Here is a 13,795-nt window from a genome sequence, read left to right as displayed (position 1 = left end):
CCGCGTCCCGCTCCGGGCCCGCCGCACCCCCGCGCCCGACACCCGCGCGGGCGGGCCCGGTACCGTGCACGGGAAGATCTTCGTACTTTCCGTGCACCCCGGATCGGAGCGTGGCGATGGACACCCACCAGGACGTGCTGGTCGAACGGACCGGCAGCACCGGCCGCCTCACCCTCAACCGCCCGCGCGCCCTCAACTCGCTCACCCGCGGCATGCTGGAGACCGTCCGCGCCGCCCTCGACACCTGGGCCGAGGACGACGGGATCACCGCCGTGCTGCTCACCGGCGCGGGCGACCGCGGCCTGTGCGCCGGGGCCGACATCCGCGCCATCCACGACGACGCCAAGCTCGGCGGCGCCGGCGGCCGGGCGTTCTTCCGCGTCGAGTACCCGCTCAACGAGCTGGTCTCCCGCTACCCCAAGCCCTACCTCGCACTGATGGACGGCATCACCATGGGCGGCGGCGTCGGCCTCTCCGCGCACGCCGCGCTCCGGGTCGTCACCGAACGCTCCGCCGTCGCCATGCCCGAGACCCGGATCGGCCTGGTCCCCGACGTCGGCGGCAGCCGGCTGCTCGCACTCGCCCCCGGCGAACTCGGCACCCACATCGGCCTCACCGCCGCCACCATGACCGCCGGCGACGCCCTGTACTGCGGCTTCGCGGACCACTACCTGCCGTCGTCCGCGCTGCCGTCGCTGCTCGCCGCCGCCGACCCGGTGGCCGCCGCGGCCGCGCTCGCCGAGGCCGCCCCCGCCTCCGAACTCGCCGCGCAGCGCGAGTGGATCGACCACTGCTACGCCGCCGACACCGTCGAGGAGATCCTGGACCGCCTCCGGGCCACCGGCCTCCCCGAGGCCAAGGACGCCGCCGAGCAGCTGCTCGGCAAGTCCCCCACCATGCTCAAGGTCACCCTCGCCGCACTGCGCCGGGCCCGCGACCTGCCCACCCTGGCCGCCACCCTCGACCAGGAGTACCGGATCTCCTGCGCCGCGCTGACCCACCCCGACCTGGTCGAGGGCATCCGCGCCCAGGTCGTCGACAAGGACCGCGACCCGCGCTGGAACCCCGCCGCGCTCGACCAGGTCGCCGCCGAGGACGTGGCCCGCTTCTTCGCCGTGCCCGAGGGCGGTGACCTGGGGCTCGCGGGGTGACCATCGTCTCGCCTGTCGAGACTGGCATCCGGGGCGGTGTTCGGAGATCGTATCCAGCGTCAGTTCAGTGTTCCGCTCAGCGTGGAGAGGATAAGCGGCGATGACCGAGTACGAGACGATCCTGGTGGACCGCAAGGGCCGGGTCGGCATCATCACCCTCAACCGCCCCAAGGCGCTCAACGCGCTCAACACCCAGCTGATGACCGAGGTGGTCGCGGCAGCCAAGGCCTTCGACCGGGACCCGGAGATCGGCGCCATGGTGATCACCGGCTCCGAGAAGGCCTTCGCGGCCGGCGCCGACATCAAGGAGATGCAGGACAACCGCTTCCCCGACGTCTACCTGGACGACTGGCTGGGCCCCTGGGACGAGCTCGGCCGCCTCCGCAAGCCCGTCGTCGCCGCCGTCGCCGGCTACGCCCTGGGCGGCGGCTGCGAGCTCGCCATGCTCTGCGACATCCTGATCGCCGCCGACACCGCGAAGTTCGGCCAGCCGGAGATCAAGCTGGGCGTCATCCCCGGCATCGGCGGCTCCCAGCGCCTCACCCGCGCCGTCGGCAAGGCCAAGGCCATGGACCTCTGCCTCACCGGCCGCATGATGGACGCCGAGGAGGCCGAGCGGGCCGGCCTGGTCTCCCGGATCGTCCCCGCCGACCGGCTCCTGACGGAGGCTCACGCGGTGGCCGAGACCGTCGCCGCGATGTCGCTCCCCGCCGCGGTGATGATGAAGGAGTCCGTCAACCGCGCCTTCGAGACCACCCTCGCCGAGGGCGTCCGCTTCGAACGCCGCCTGTTCCACGCCGCGTTCGCCACCGCGGACCAGAAGGAGGGCATGGCCGCCTTCGCCGAGAAGCGCCCGGCCTCCTTCACCAACAAGTAGCCGCGGGCACCGGCACGTCGAAGCCCCGTCGGGCGAAGGCGACTTCGAGGAGTCACCTGCCCGACGGGGCTTCGCTGCGTACCGCTCCGGCTCCGGCGGACCTGTCACACCGCCGCGGCCCGTACGCTCACAGGATCACCTCGGGGACCGGTGTCCTGCCGGGGGCTGCTCAGAAGTGGATCATCCACTGGAACGCGTTGTCCGCGCTGCTCACGTGCAGGCCCTTGCGGGTGCCGTAGCCCTCCGGGTTGTTCCAGTTGTACTCCTCCACGTCGAAGGAGCCGTCCGAGTAGACCGCGTTGACGTAGGCGACGTGGCCGTAGATGATGCCGTTGCTCGCCCGGTGGACGTCGTTGACGGCGATGGCGCCGACGGACGGGGTGGTGTTGACGGTGATGCCGAGGCGGCGGGCCGCGTCGTCCCACTGCGCGGCGTTGCCCCAGGTGGTGCCGCCGTAGGTGTTGCCGAAGTTCGAGATGCCGAGGCGGCTCTGGACGCGGGAGGACGCGAAGGCGGTGCACTGGTAGGCGATGAAGCCGTGGGCGCCGCCGTCGTAGTCGTTGGTGGCGCTCTCGTTGCTGCCGCTGCCGCCGCCGCCGAGGAACTGGTGCGAGGCGTTGTTGTTCTTCAGCGTGGAGTTCAGGTTGCCCTTGGCGCCGGGGGCGAAGTCCTGGTACGAGCCGGCGTAGCCGCTGTTGAAGTAGACGCGGACGGTCTGCCCGGAGCGGTTCCACACCGACGCGGCGTTGTTCTTGATGCAGACGCCCTGGCCGTTGCCGGCGCTCTTGAAGTCGTAGCAGCTCGGCTGGGTGTCGCCGTAGTTGCTGAGCGAGCCGGTGAAGTCGGAGATCGAGCCGGCGTTGTCGCTGTTGTAGTAGTAGCAGAACTCACCGGAGTCGCAGACGCCGTCGCGGGACGCGGCGAACGCGGGGGTGGCCCCGACGATCGGCACGGCCAGCGCGAGCGTGGTGCCGGCGACGGTCAGCATGGTGCGTATCTTCTTCACTGCTGTCTCTTCCCGTGGTGTGTCGTGGAACGGTGCGTGGTCGTACGGAGGGTGGACCCGGGCGCGGTCAGTGGGTGCGCTGGTACTGCTCCCAGGTCTGGATGGCGATGCGCGTGCCGTCGTCGGGGCCGTGGTTGGCCAGGCCGTTGAAGCCGAGGTAGTAGTCGCCGACCTGGTTCTGCGCCTGGGTGGCCAGGTCGGTGTCGTTGATCGCCACGGCGTGGATGTGCCACGGCCAGTTGCCCTGGGTGGGGTTGCGGACCCAGGCGGCGAACCCGACCTGACGCAGCACCAGGGCCACGTTGTTGCGGGTGGCGCTGGTCATGCCGTCCACGTTGATGTCCACGACGCCGCCGCCGTCGTGGGTGCCCGCGGAGGTGGGGTCGCCGCCCGGGTTGTACGAGCCCTGGTCCAGGGTCAGGTGGAAGCCCAGGAGGCGCTCGGCCTCGGTGAGCATGTTCTGGGTCCGGGTGTTGACGGTGTATCCGTCGCGCTGCAGCTTCGCACCGGGACCGATCGTGTGGGTCAGGGTGTACCGGCCCTGCCCCAGCGAGGTGAGCGAGGTGACGCCGGGCAGCCCGTTGGCGTCCAGGCCGCTGAAGCCGAGGGAGCGCTGGTAGGCGGCGTAGGCGGAGGTGGTGCTGGTGCCGAAGTACCCGTCCACCCACTGGGCGGCGAGGAAGCCGCGGGCCTGCAGGGCCTGCTCGACGGCCAGCACCGAGTCGTGGGCGCCCGGGGTCTGCGTGCTGTCGGCGCGCCGGGGGTCGATCTGGGCGGCCAGCACGGCGGCTTCCATGTCCACCACGGGCAGCACGGTGGCGGTGGCCGAGGATTCCCCGATCCGGGGCTCCGGGGTTGCCGCGTGGGCCTGCGCGGCGCTCAGCACCAGGCCGCTCAGCACGGCGACGGCCGTGAGCAGTCGGGTGGCGGCGGTCCGGGTCTTGGTGACGGATGCCATGCGGTGGTTCCTTCTCGTTCGTTGGAGGATCGGTCCCGCCCCGCCCGGTGCCGCGCACCGGGCGGGATCAGGGTTCCGACGGGCCGGGGACCACTGCTGCTCGATCGACGACCGGCGTCGGAGAACGCGCCGATCGGTCGTCAACAGCCGTCCCGGGGCCCGGTGTTGCGGGAGCCGGCCGGTGGGTCGGGCGGTCAGCAGCGGACGTCGGTCTTGCCGACGGCGTCACCGGCGACCGGCCACGGGCCGGTGCCGTTCCAGCCGATGGCCTGGGTGCACTGCGACAGGGTGTCGGCGCCGGAGGACCAGATCTCCACCATGTTGTCGTTGCACTGGACGTCCTGGATGGTGGTGCCGGTGACGATGCTGGTGCACCCCTGCCAGCTGCTGTGGGTGTCGCGGTAGCCCTGCCACACGTACATGTAGGCGTAGTTCTTGCCACAGCCCTTGTACTGCTTCACCGACGCCATGGTCTGGCCGCCGACGGTGACGTAGCCGGTGACACCGATCTGCGTGACGCTGGAGCAGCCGGCCGGAGTGGCGGCGCTGACGGACTCGGGGACGGCGGTGGTGGCGCTGGCGACACCGGGAACGACGCCGAACATCGGGATGGCGAGGGCCGTGACGGCAGCGATCTTGGTGAGCATGCGCATGGTGGACACATTCCTTTCGGGGAACGGGAGTTGGAGGAGCTTCCGGCCGGCCGCACCCAGGGGTTCCGGGGCGCGCGGACTCCGGCGGACGGGACAAGGAAGCCCGTGGCGGCCACCGCATCGGCCGTCGGGGCTGTCGCTCTCGGGCGGATTGCTTCCCGAGCGGACGTCAGGGCCCGGCCGGTCCGCGGGGTTCGGACGGCGGCGGGCAGGTGGGGGCGGACCTCTCGACGCGACCGCGGGCGTGCGGTCGGCGGAGCCGTGGACTCGGCTCGCGGAGGTCTCAGACGAGGGCGAGGCGCCAGCCGCGCAGGGCCGGCACGTGCTGCAGGGCGCGTTCACAGACGCGGCGGAGGCTGGCGGCCGCCGCGTCCGGAGTGTCCGCGATGACCGCGGCAGCGATGCGCCACCGATCGGCGTCAACCCGGGCGCGGATGTGCTCCACGCGGTCCTCGGGTCGGCTGTGGAGCCAGATCAGATCGGTGACCGTCGCAGGCGTCAGTCGCAGTGGCACCGGGTCAGGACTGGTGAGAGTCACCGCGACCAGGTGCACCTGAGCGGGTCAGCTCTGCGCGGGCGGCGCGGCCGGAGCGATGTCCCAGTCGAAGCCGGTGCTGGCGGCGGCGCGTTGGCCGTCGGCCGGGCGGTCGGCGGTGCTGCCGGCCATGGCGCCGGAGCCCAGGCCGAGGGTGAAAGCAAAGACCAGACCGGTGCAAACGATGCGTATGGAGTGGGCCACGACTGTTCCCTCCTGATTCGTAACCATGCTGCGTCCGTGGAAAGTTCGCGGAACCCGCCCCGGATATCGCGGCGCTTTCCGCGCCGCCGAGGAAGATCTTGCCTCCGTGGCGAGTCGGTGTCACGACTTCGGGGGTGGCACCAAGTAGCGGGGCAACTACGTGCCAGATCATTTCGTCTGCGGAAAGCATTGCATCGCCGACCGCGGCGAAGCGATGATGATGATCATCGACCCGGGGGAGAACCGCGTGGTGTTACAAGCACTCGGATTGAACGCACTGACGGAGAGCGTCTACCGGACCCTGCTGGCCGAGCCGGACAGAGGGGTGGAACAGATAGCCGCCAAACTGCACCTGTCGGAAGCGGAGGTACGGGAAGCACTCGACGAACTGCTGGAACTGACGCTGCTGAGGCCCGCGAGCGACTCCCGCAGTCTGCGGGCCGTCAGCCCGGAGGTGGGACTGACCAGACTGCTCGCCCACAACCAGAACCAACTGCTCCATCGCCAACAGCAGTTGGAGAGCGCCCGGGCCGCGATCGCCGCGCTCTCCGCCGAGTACCTCGACCGGCGGCTCGACGACGAGATGGTCCTGCGGCTGGACTCCCTCGACGCCGTCCGCGACCGGCTGGAGGAACTCGCGGCGACCGCTCAGGAGGAGTGCCTGTCCCTGATGCGCGGAGGGGCCGTGCGCCCCGATTCCATCCAGGCCGGCAAGCACCCCAACCAGCTGGCCCTGGAGCGCGGAGTGGCCATCCGCAGCATCTTCCAGGAGAGCTTCCGCAACGACCCCGACACCCTGCGCTACGCCCGCTGGCTGGCCGATCTGGGCGGCATGACCCGCACCGTGCCCTTGCTTCCGATGCGACTGGTGATCGTCGACCGCAGCATCGCCCTGATACCGAGCGACCCCGCCGACGGCCGCCGCGGCGCCCTGGAGCTGCACGGCGCGGCCCTCATCCAGCCCTTGTGCGCGCTGTTCGAGGAACTCTGGCGCAACGGCTCCGACTTCGGGCAGCCCGCCGCCCGCGACGACCAGGACCTCACCGGCTCCGAGCGCGCCCTGTTGCAGTTGCTGGGCCAGGGCCACACGGACGAGTCCGCCAGCCGCAAGCTGGGCCTCTCCCTGCGAACGGTGCGCCGAATGATGAAAGACCTGATGGATCGTCTGGGCGCGGAAAGCCGCTTCCAGGCGGGAGCTCAAGCCGTGCGGAAGGAATGGCTGTGATCGCGCCATTTTCGGCGTCCGGTTTCCGAGGTTCGGGAACGGAGTGAACCGGTCCGGGTTCGACCGCGAGTTCCGCATTCGGGCGATTTGGAACCCGGGGCGAAATCCGTACCCGAATCGGTGGTTCCGGCGGGACCGACGGCGCAGCCGTCAGTCCCGCCGGAACTCGACCACCCGGCTGTCCCGGTCGACGTCCACGTGGACGGTGCCGCCGCCGACCGCGGGGTAGGTGAAGCGGCGGCGGCCGCCCTCGCCGCCGTGCGGGTCGAACTCGGGGTCGCCGGCGGTGATCCGGCCGGCGGCCCATTGGGCGAGGAAGCGGTCGGCGGTCTCACGGGCCTGCTGGTCGGTGGCGGGGCCGCTGTCCGTCTCCTCGGGGAGGAAGCCCCCGTTGACGTCGCGCAGCAGACCGGACGGCCAGTCCAGGGTGAAGTCCTGGTGCTCCAGGGTGACCGCCAGCCGGTCGATCCCGGGGCCGAGCAGTTCGTGCTGGACGGCGACCACCCGGACGCCGGGGCCGAACAGCAACTCGGCGTCCCGGCGGGCGAGTTCGCGCTGCGGCCCGGTGGCCCCGGACGTGCCGGTGGCGACCGTCGGCTCCAGCACCGTGAACTGGAGGGCCAGCACCGGCGCGCCGAGGGCGACGGCCATCGCGGAGCCGAACGCCAACTCCCGCCCGCCGGACCGGATCCGCCGCCGCTGGACCAGCCGCACGGCGCAGCCGAGCAGGACGCCCGCCAGCCCGCCGAGGGTGTTCGCGGCGAGGTCGCCGCCGTCGCAGGCCCGGCCGATCGACGGCAGCAGGCCCTGGACGGTCTCGGTGACGCCGGTCAGGGCCACGACGCCGACGGCGACCGTCGCGGGGCGGCCGAAGGCGAGCACGGCGAGCAGGCCGATCGGGACGTACATCAGCAGGTTGAGCTGTCCCTGTTCCGCGTTGAGGGTGAAGCCGAGGTCCGCACCCCAGGTGCAGGAGGGGTCCTGGCCGCCGCCGGGGCCGGTGGGGCACAGGGTGGCGACCAGTTCCCCGGCCAGGGCGACGGCGAGCAGCACGGTGGACCGGCGCGGCAGGCCGCGCCGGGCGGCGAGCACCCACGCGCCGGAGCCGAGCAGCACGGCCACGACCAGGAAGGCCGGGATCAGAACCGTGTTGTTGTTCAGGACCGCGCTGATCATCGACGCACCGTCAGTTTCCGTCGTGGCGCCCGGGGTTGCGGTCGCCGTTCACTGGATGATACGGGCCAGGCCGGACCGGGTCGCGGCAACCACCATGTGGTCCCCGGGGACGAGCCGGCGGGAGCGGTCGGCGAAGTTCCACTGGTAGGCGTCGGCGCGGCGCTGCAGGCGGACGGCGACCACCCGGACGCCGCCGACGGCCTCCAGGTCGCCGATGTTCTGCCCGGCCAGGGCGGAGTCCTCCTCCACGGTGAGTTCGGCGACCAGCAGGACGTGCCGGAACACCGACAGGGTGCCGAGGACTTCACGGCCCATCAGGGCGGCGGCGAAAGCGGGCGCGGCCAGGTAGGACACCGAGCGGGAGGCGACGTTGCCGAGGGTGGCGTACACGTGGTGGGCGAAGTCGTCGTCGAACAGGCGGACCACGATGCGGACTTCGGGCCGGACGGCGCGGGCCTCCAGGGCGGCTTCCAGGTTGGCGGCGTCGTCGGAGGTGACGGCGGCGATTGCGCGGGCGTGCTTGACCCGGGCCTGCTTGAGCTGGGCCTCCAGCGGGCCTTCGCCGATCAGGACGGGGATGCCGAGGGCGCGGGCGGCGGCGATGCCCCGGGCCTGCGGGTCGCGTTCCAGGCAGACGACGGGCAGGCCGGTGGCGTGGACCAGGGCGGCGACCCGGGTGCCGACGTTGCCGAGGCCGACCACGATGACGTGGTCGCGGGTGCGGGCACCGGGCGGGCGGGGCAGGCCGCGGCGTCCGCTGGCCAGCGCCTCGACCACGATGGCGGTGGCGAGCGGCACGAAGGTGATGCCGCAGAAGGTGATCAGCACCTGGGCGGCGCGCGCCCACGGGTCGCCGAGGGCCTGGTCGCCGGGCAGGTCGGGCTGGGCGGCGCCGGCGGCGTCCAGCAGCGTGGAGTAGAGCGTCCAGCCGAGGCCGGGCGGGTGCTCGGTGCGGTAGTAGAGGACGACCGCGCCGACCACGATCGCGGCGAAGGCGGTGACCAGGATCATCCGCAGCCGGGTGTTGGTGAAGTACTTGAGGCTGTCCAGCAGCCACCACTTGATCCGCTTGCGGAGCGGCTGGCGCAGCGCCGGCTCGTTGTCGAGGGGTTGCAGCGCGGCGAGTCCATCGGGTTCGTGGGCGGGAGCCAGGTCGGGGCGGCCGAGTTCGATCGGGCCTTCGCCGGAGCCGAAGCGCTCGGCGATCCGGATGAAGTCGGCGGCCCGGCCCCCGGTGTCGGGCAGCAGCCGCAGCCGGGAGAGGTCCTGCCGGTCGATCCGGTCGGCGACCAGGCAGATCTGGTTGCTGCGGATGTCCTCGTCGTAGGCGACGTACAGGTGGCGTCCGCCGACCTCGACGGAGTGCGGGCGGCCGAGCGCGCCGTTGGCGAACGCGGGGGCGGCGGTCGCGGAGGCGGACAGCGCCGCGCAGTTGGGCAGCAGCTTCTCCAGGTGCTCGCCCAGCCGCTGGTTGAAGATCCGCAGCACGATCCGCACCCCGGGGTTGCGGTTCTCGGCGGCCATCGCGGCGTGGATGTTCTCCTGGTCGGTGCCGTCCGTCAGCGCGATGCCGCGGGCCCGTTCGACGCCGGCCGCGCCGAGCGCCTCGCCGGTCAGCGTGGCGTACTCCAGGACGGCCGCGACACCCGGTAACTGGGCGATGGCGGGCCCGTGTTCGCGCGAGAGGTCCGGCACCACGGCGATCACCGGCACCTCGTACTGCTCGGTGAGTTCGAGGATCAGCCGGTGCGCGAGCGAGTTGCCGCCGCAGACGATGTAGTGCCCCTCGACCGCCCCGGCCCCACCGCCGCCGTCGTCGTCCCCCGCCCGGCCGGCCCCGCCGTGCCCCGCCCCCTCGGCCGCGGCCGGTGGGCTCCCCCGCCCCTGATCCGTCATAGCGTCAGATGGTAGACGGCCCGTCAGGACGCGGAGGTGAACGGACGGTAGCGGATCCGGGAGCGAAGCGGGCGGTCCGGTTCGTCCGTTCGGCGGAGTCCGTGGTGCCCGGGGTGGGGGCGGGCCTTGAGGGTGGGAGGTGATCCTGTTCCGCAGCGGCAATCCCGGAGGAGCCATGGCAGACCCCTATCGGACCGACGACCGTCCCGGCGTGGCCGGACCGTTCCAGCAACTGGCCCGGCTGGCCTGGCAGGTGGTGCTGACGGGAGGTCTGGTCTCGTTGGCGCTGGGCGTGGTGGTCCTGGTCTGGCCGAAGCAGACCCTGTGGGTGGTGGGCGTGCTGTTCGGTCTGTACCTGCTGGTGATCGGCGTGGTGCAGCTGGTCGCGGCGTTCGGGACGCACGCCTCGACGGCGCTGCGGGTGCTGGCGTTCGTCAGCGGCGCGATCTGCGTGCTGCTCGGGCTGCTGTGCTTCCGCTCGGCGGCGCAGTCGATCCTGCTGCTGGCGCTGTGGATCGGCATCGGCTGGCTGTTCCGCGGCATCACCCAGCTCGCCGCGGTGGCTTCCGACCCGCTGATGCCGGCCCGCGGCTGGCAGGGGTTCATCGGCACGCTGAACCTGCTCGCGGGCATCGTGCTGATGGTGTGGCCGGCCCACTCGATCACCGCGCTGGCGATCCTGGCGGGCTGCGGGCTGCTGGTGATCGGCGTGGCCGAGATCGTCGCGGCGCTGCGGATCCGCAGCGGCGCGAAGCTGTTCCCGCACGAGCTCTGACGGTCCGTCGGCAACCGGAAGGGGCCCGCCCGGGAGGGCGGGCCCCTTCGTCGCGTCACTTCCCGGCGGGCACGGGCTGTTCGGGAGCCAGCGAGTTGCCGGCCGGGATGCGCCCGCAGTCGCTGGGGGCGCTCTTCCCGGCGAACCGGTCGTTCAGGTAGGCGACCGCGGTGGGCGCCCACGGGACGGCGGCGCCGAGGTGGCTGAGCAGGTCGTACTGCTGGTAGGCGATCCGGCTGTTGCCGGTGGCGCAGTACTGCCGGGCCAGCGCGCGGACGTCGCCGGCCACCATCACGCCGTCGCCGGTGCCGATGCCGGGCAGGTTGCTGAAGGTGCCCTCCAGCACGCCGGCGTTGCCCTGGGCCAGGTACCCGGGGACGGTGGGGGTGGCGGCCGAGCCCAGGTTGACCTTGTTGACGGCGGCCAGGAACTCCGGGACCGAGTTCGGGTCGGAGTACTCCGGCCTGGCGAGCTTCTTCCAGGTCAGCCCGGGGTACTGGCCGAGCGCGTTGACGATCGAGGCGTCCTGCATCTTCGCGTAGACCTGCTTGCCGTAGTCGCTCAGGTACGGCGTCAGGTCGAGGTCGTAGGCGCGGGCCACGCCGATGATCGCCATCGGGATGACGCCCGGCCAGACCACCCCGCCGTCCACGTACTTGAGGTTGTGCGCCGGGTCGACCAGCAGGCCGCCCTCGGCGAAGCCGACCAGCCGCCGGTTGACGTCCGGTGCGTAGCCGGGGGCCAGCGCGGCGGCCCAGTTGGTGGCGATCGCGCCGCCCGAGTAGCCGAGCAGGCCGAACCGGGTGTCGGCGCTCATGCCGGTCGCCGGGGACGCGGACACGGCGCGGATCGAGTCCAGCGTGGTGGCCCCGTACTCCGGCCCGGCGGCGAAGTCGGCGCGCTGGCCCTCGGTGTCGGGGATCACCACGTCGTAGCCCTGGAGCACGAACGGCACCACGAACAGCGCCTCCGCGTTCGCGATCACCCCGCCCAGGGTGAGGCCGCCGGCGATCGCCCGGGACGGGCTGTCGGCGGGGTTCAGCGAGTCGTAGAACGACTGGTACGACACTGCCCGCGACCCGTCGCTGCCCAGACCCCGCACCACCGTGGTCACTCCGGCGGACGGGCGGCCCTGCGCGTCGGTGGTGCGGAACAGCAGCTGCACGGCCTGCACCGGGGTCGGCACGCCCAGCAGGTGGTACGAGAGGGTGCGGGTCTTCAGCACGGTGCCGGGCGCGAACGAGGACAGCGGGGCGCTGCCGTCGTACGTGTAGAACGCGTCGGCCTGGGCGGTGGCGGCGGAGGCGCTCACGGCAGGGGCCGCGGTGGCCAGGGCGGCGGCGGCGAGGGCGGTGGCGATCGTCCGGGCGGCGGCTCGGTACATGGCTCTCCCGTTTCTCAACTGGGGGTGGGGGTGCGCGAGCTGAGGGCGGTTCGGTGGGGGGATCGCGCGAGTTACCTACGAGTAGGTAACCTCCGGGAAACCATCATGGACGCGTCGACCCGCCACGTCGCCGGGCCGCGGCACAGAGATTCGCGAGGTGGATTGTGACCGCACCCAACCCCGGACCCGCCACCCCCGAACCGCGGTTCGGCGGCACCCCCGCCCACCTGCGCCTGCTCGCCCTCGCCCCCGCCCTCGCCTCCGACGTGATGGCCCACCTGCTGGACCGCCTCCCCGCCTACCACACCCTCCCGCCCGAACAGCTCCGCGGCGAGACCACCCGTCAGATCGAACGCGGCATCCGGGCGTTCGTCGACGTCCTGCGCACCGGGCACCTGCCCGGCCGGGACGAACTCGCCCGCATCCGCGAGTCGTCCGCGCGGCGGGCCGACGAAGGCGTCCCGCTGGAATCGGTGGTCGGCGCGTACCACCTCGGCGCCCAGCTGTGCGCCGCCCGCCTGCTCGCCGAGGCCGGACCCGCCGACCTCGCCGACGTCGCCACCGCACAGGACCGGCTGCTCGACTGGCTGCGCGTCGTCAGCTGCGCGGTCGCCGCCGGCTACGTCCAGGAACGGCAGGCCGCGCTCGGCGACGAACACGTCTCCCGGCAGGCCCTGCTCTCCCGCCTGCTGGAAGGCGGCGACCCGCGCACCGCCGCCGACCGGGCCGGCATCCGGCTCCCCGCCCGCTACGTCGTGCTGTCGCTCGCGATCGGCCCGCACCCCGACGAGACCCGCCCCGGCGTCAACCACACCGTCGCCGCCCGCCGCAAACTCCGCCGCCTGCGCGCCGAGTTGGAGCGCCACTGCGCCCCGCTCACCGCTCTCACCACCGACGGCGGGGCCGTCCTGCTGCCGGACGACTCCCCCGGCCCCTCCCCCGACCTCGACCGGGACGGCCTCACCGCACTGGTCGACCGGCTCACCCGCGCCTGCGGCGCACCCCTGGTCGCCGCCGCGACAGCCGCCCCACCGGCGGAGGTCGCGGCCGCGGTCCGGCTGGCCGCCGAGATCCGGCAGGTCGCCACGGCGGCCGGGCGCGGCCCCGGCCTGCACCTGCTCACCGACGTGCTCCTCGAGTACCAGCTCAGCCGTCCGGGACCGGCCCGCGACGCCCTCGCCGCGATCCTCGCCCCACTCGCCGACCGGCCCGAACTCCTCGACACCCTGCGGGCGTTCCTCACCCACGACCTCGACCGCCGGCGCACCGCGACCCACCTCCTGGTCCACCCCAACACCGTCGACTACCGCCTCCGCCGCACCGCCGCCCTCACCGGCCTGCACCCCACCCGCGGCCCCGACCTCCTCACCCTCCGCGCCGCCCTCGCCGCCCTCGACGCACCCCCGACCTGACACCCCACCAACCGACCCGCCCCGCACCGCGCCCAGCCAGCGGGGCGACGGCAGGCAGCGGCCGGGACGGATGCCTCCGGGTCAGGCGCTGCGCACGGGCGGCGACCCGAGGCGAGCAGCATCGCCGCCGCGCGCAGCTTCCGGGGAGCAGACGCACAGGCCAGGCCCAACCCGGCGGCCGGCGAGCCCCGCCGTGCACACGGGCAGGGAAGCAGGGCCAGCGCTGCGCGCACTTTGCGGAGAGCAGCCGCACGGGCGGAGCCGGGCGGGGCACTCAGCGGCCAGCAAGTCACACACCGCGCGCAGCATGCGGGCCGGAGGCAGACAGACGGGGACCCGGTCACGCGCTGCGCGCGGCCAGCGGCTGCTGAGCCGGGCCACACAGGAAGAGCCGACCGGGGCCGGTGTCCGCGGCCCGCAAGGCGGGCGCGGCGCACGGGCGGCGAGCGCTGCGCGCAGCGTGCGAGCCGAGGGCACACAGGACCAGCCCAACCCGGACGGGCCCACTGTCCGCGGCCGGGAAGTCGGGCGCTGCACACGGGC

Annotated in this window: 13 protein-coding genes; 5 read left to right on the top strand and 8 right to left on the bottom strand. The window is 72.8% G+C overall.

Going from position 1 to position 13,795, the window contains the following annotated elements; genetic code table 11:
* The first annotated feature begins 116 nt into the window (after positions 1-116).
* Positions 117-1,151: an enoyl-CoA hydratase/isomerase family protein gene (locus ACFV1L_RS19180; RefSeq protein ID WP_380367273.1), complete on the top strand. Its 1,035-nt coding sequence runs from the start codon at positions 117-119 to the stop codon at positions 1,149-1,151.
* Between the two features lie 100 nt (positions 1,152-1,251).
* Positions 1,252-2,028: an enoyl-CoA hydratase gene (locus ACFV1L_RS19175; RefSeq protein WP_380367272.1), complete on the top strand. Its 777-nt coding sequence runs from the start codon at positions 1,252-1,254 to the stop codon at positions 2,026-2,028.
* A gap of 169 nt (positions 2,029-2,197) precedes the next feature.
* On the opposite strand, the gene ACFV1L_RS19170 is transcribed toward ACFV1L_RS19175, so the two are convergent.
* From ACFV1L_RS19170 to ACFV1L_RS19150, 5 genes are all read right to left on the bottom strand, one after another.
* The gene (locus tag ACFV1L_RS19170) at positions 2,198-3,034 is read right to left on the bottom strand and encodes a CHAP domain-containing protein (RefSeq protein WP_380367270.1); all 837 of its coding nucleotides are present in this window, start codon (positions 3,032-3,034) and stop codon (positions 2,198-2,200) included.
* Between the two features lie 67 nt (positions 3,035-3,101).
* Positions 3,102-3,992 (bottom strand): peptidoglycan-binding protein, encoded by an 891-nt coding sequence (locus ACFV1L_RS19165; RefSeq protein ID WP_380367269.1) that lies wholly within the window; start codon positions 3,990-3,992, stop codon positions 3,102-3,104.
* 194 nt (positions 3,993-4,186) lie between these two features.
* A complete protein-coding gene (locus ACFV1L_RS19160; protein WP_380367267.1) occupies positions 4,187-4,645 on the bottom strand; it encodes a hypothetical protein in 459 nt (152 codons plus the stop codon).
* A 283-nt stretch (positions 4,646-4,928) separates the two neighbouring features.
* The gene (locus ACFV1L_RS19155; RefSeq protein ID WP_380367265.1) at positions 4,929-5,159 is read right to left on the bottom strand and encodes a hypothetical protein; all 231 of its coding nucleotides are present in this window, start codon (positions 5,157-5,159) and stop codon (positions 4,929-4,931) included.
* A gap of 48 nt (positions 5,160-5,207) precedes the next feature.
* On the bottom strand, positions 5,208-5,384 hold the full coding sequence (locus ACFV1L_RS19150) for a hypothetical protein (RefSeq protein WP_380367263.1): 177 nt from the start codon (positions 5,382-5,384) through the stop codon (positions 5,208-5,210).
* 160 nt (positions 5,385-5,544) lie between these two features.
* On the opposite strand from ACFV1L_RS19150, the gene ACFV1L_RS19145 reads away from it, so the two are divergent.
* Positions 5,545-6,609: a LuxR C-terminal-related transcriptional regulator gene (locus ACFV1L_RS19145; protein WP_380367262.1), complete on the top strand. Its 1,065-nt coding sequence runs from the start codon at positions 5,545-5,547 to the stop codon at positions 6,607-6,609.
* 150 nt (positions 6,610-6,759) lie between these two features.
* Here the strand turns inward: ACFV1L_RS19145 and ACFV1L_RS19140 are convergent, their stop codons facing one another.
* Both ACFV1L_RS19140 and ACFV1L_RS19135 read right to left on the bottom strand, forming a co-directional pair.
* Entirely contained in the window at positions 6,760-7,785 is a 1,026-nt protein-coding gene (locus ACFV1L_RS19140; protein WP_380367260.1) for a VanZ family protein, read from the bottom strand.
* Between the two features lie 48 nt (positions 7,786-7,833).
* Positions 7,834-9,681, bottom strand: coding sequence for an NAD-binding protein (locus ACFV1L_RS19135; RefSeq protein WP_380367258.1), 1,848 nt, complete (start codon positions 9,679-9,681; stop codon positions 7,834-7,836).
* Between the two features lie 175 nt (positions 9,682-9,856).
* Between ACFV1L_RS19135 and ACFV1L_RS19130 the strand changes: the two genes are divergently transcribed.
* Positions 9,857-10,456: an HdeD family acid-resistance protein gene (locus ACFV1L_RS19130; protein WP_380367257.1), complete on the top strand. Its 600-nt coding sequence runs from the start codon at positions 9,857-9,859 to the stop codon at positions 10,454-10,456.
* 55 nt (positions 10,457-10,511) lie between these two features.
* On the opposite strand, the gene ACFV1L_RS19125 is transcribed toward ACFV1L_RS19130, so the two are convergent.
* Entirely contained in the window at positions 10,512-11,840 is a 1,329-nt protein-coding gene (locus ACFV1L_RS19125; RefSeq protein ID WP_380367255.1) for a lipase family protein, read from the bottom strand.
* Positions 11,841-12,004: 164 nt separating this feature from the next.
* Here ACFV1L_RS19125 and ACFV1L_RS19120 point away from each other — a divergent pair, with 164 nt between their 5' ends.
* Positions 12,005-13,252, top strand: coding sequence for a PucR family transcriptional regulator (locus tag ACFV1L_RS19120; RefSeq protein WP_380367253.1), 1,248 nt, complete (start codon positions 12,005-12,007; stop codon positions 13,250-13,252).
* Positions 13,253-13,795: the final 543 nt, after the last annotated feature.

It is taken from the genome of Kitasatospora sp. NPDC059646 (assembly GCF_042734615.1).
Taxonomy (GTDB): domain Bacteria; phylum Actinomycetota; class Actinomycetes; order Streptomycetales; family Streptomycetaceae; genus Kitasatospora.
The sequence above is the reverse complement of the archived record's forward strand: the minus strand, read 5'-3'. Positions and strand labels throughout refer to the sequence as shown.

Coding starts and splice junctions, on each gene's coding strand:
- ACFV1L_RS19125 (WP_380367255.1), bottom strand. CDS start 11,840: ATGTACCGAGCCGCCGCCCGGACGATCGCCACCGCCCTCGCCGCCGCC.
- ACFV1L_RS19135 (WP_380367258.1), bottom strand. CDS start 9,681: ATGACGGATCAGGGGCGGGGGAGCCCACCGGCCGCGGCCGAGGGGGCG.
- ACFV1L_RS19130 (WP_380367257.1), top strand. CDS start 9,857: ATGGCAGACCCCTATCGGACCGACGACCGTCCCGGCGTGGCCGGACCG.
- ACFV1L_RS19165 (WP_380367269.1), bottom strand. CDS start 3,992: ATGGCATCCGTCACCAAGACCCGGACCGCCGCCACCCGACTGCTCACG.
- ACFV1L_RS19175 (WP_380367272.1), top strand. CDS start 1,252: ATGACCGAGTACGAGACGATCCTGGTGGACCGCAAGGGCCGGGTCGGC.
- ACFV1L_RS19140 (WP_380367260.1), bottom strand. CDS start 7,785: ATGATCAGCGCGGTCCTGAACAACAACACGGTTCTGATCCCGGCCTTC.
- ACFV1L_RS19160 (WP_380367267.1), bottom strand. CDS start 4,645: ATGCGCATGCTCACCAAGATCGCTGCCGTCACGGCCCTCGCCATCCCG.
- ACFV1L_RS19180 (WP_380367273.1), top strand. CDS start 117: ATGGACACCCACCAGGACGTGCTGGTCGAACGGACCGGCAGCACCGGC.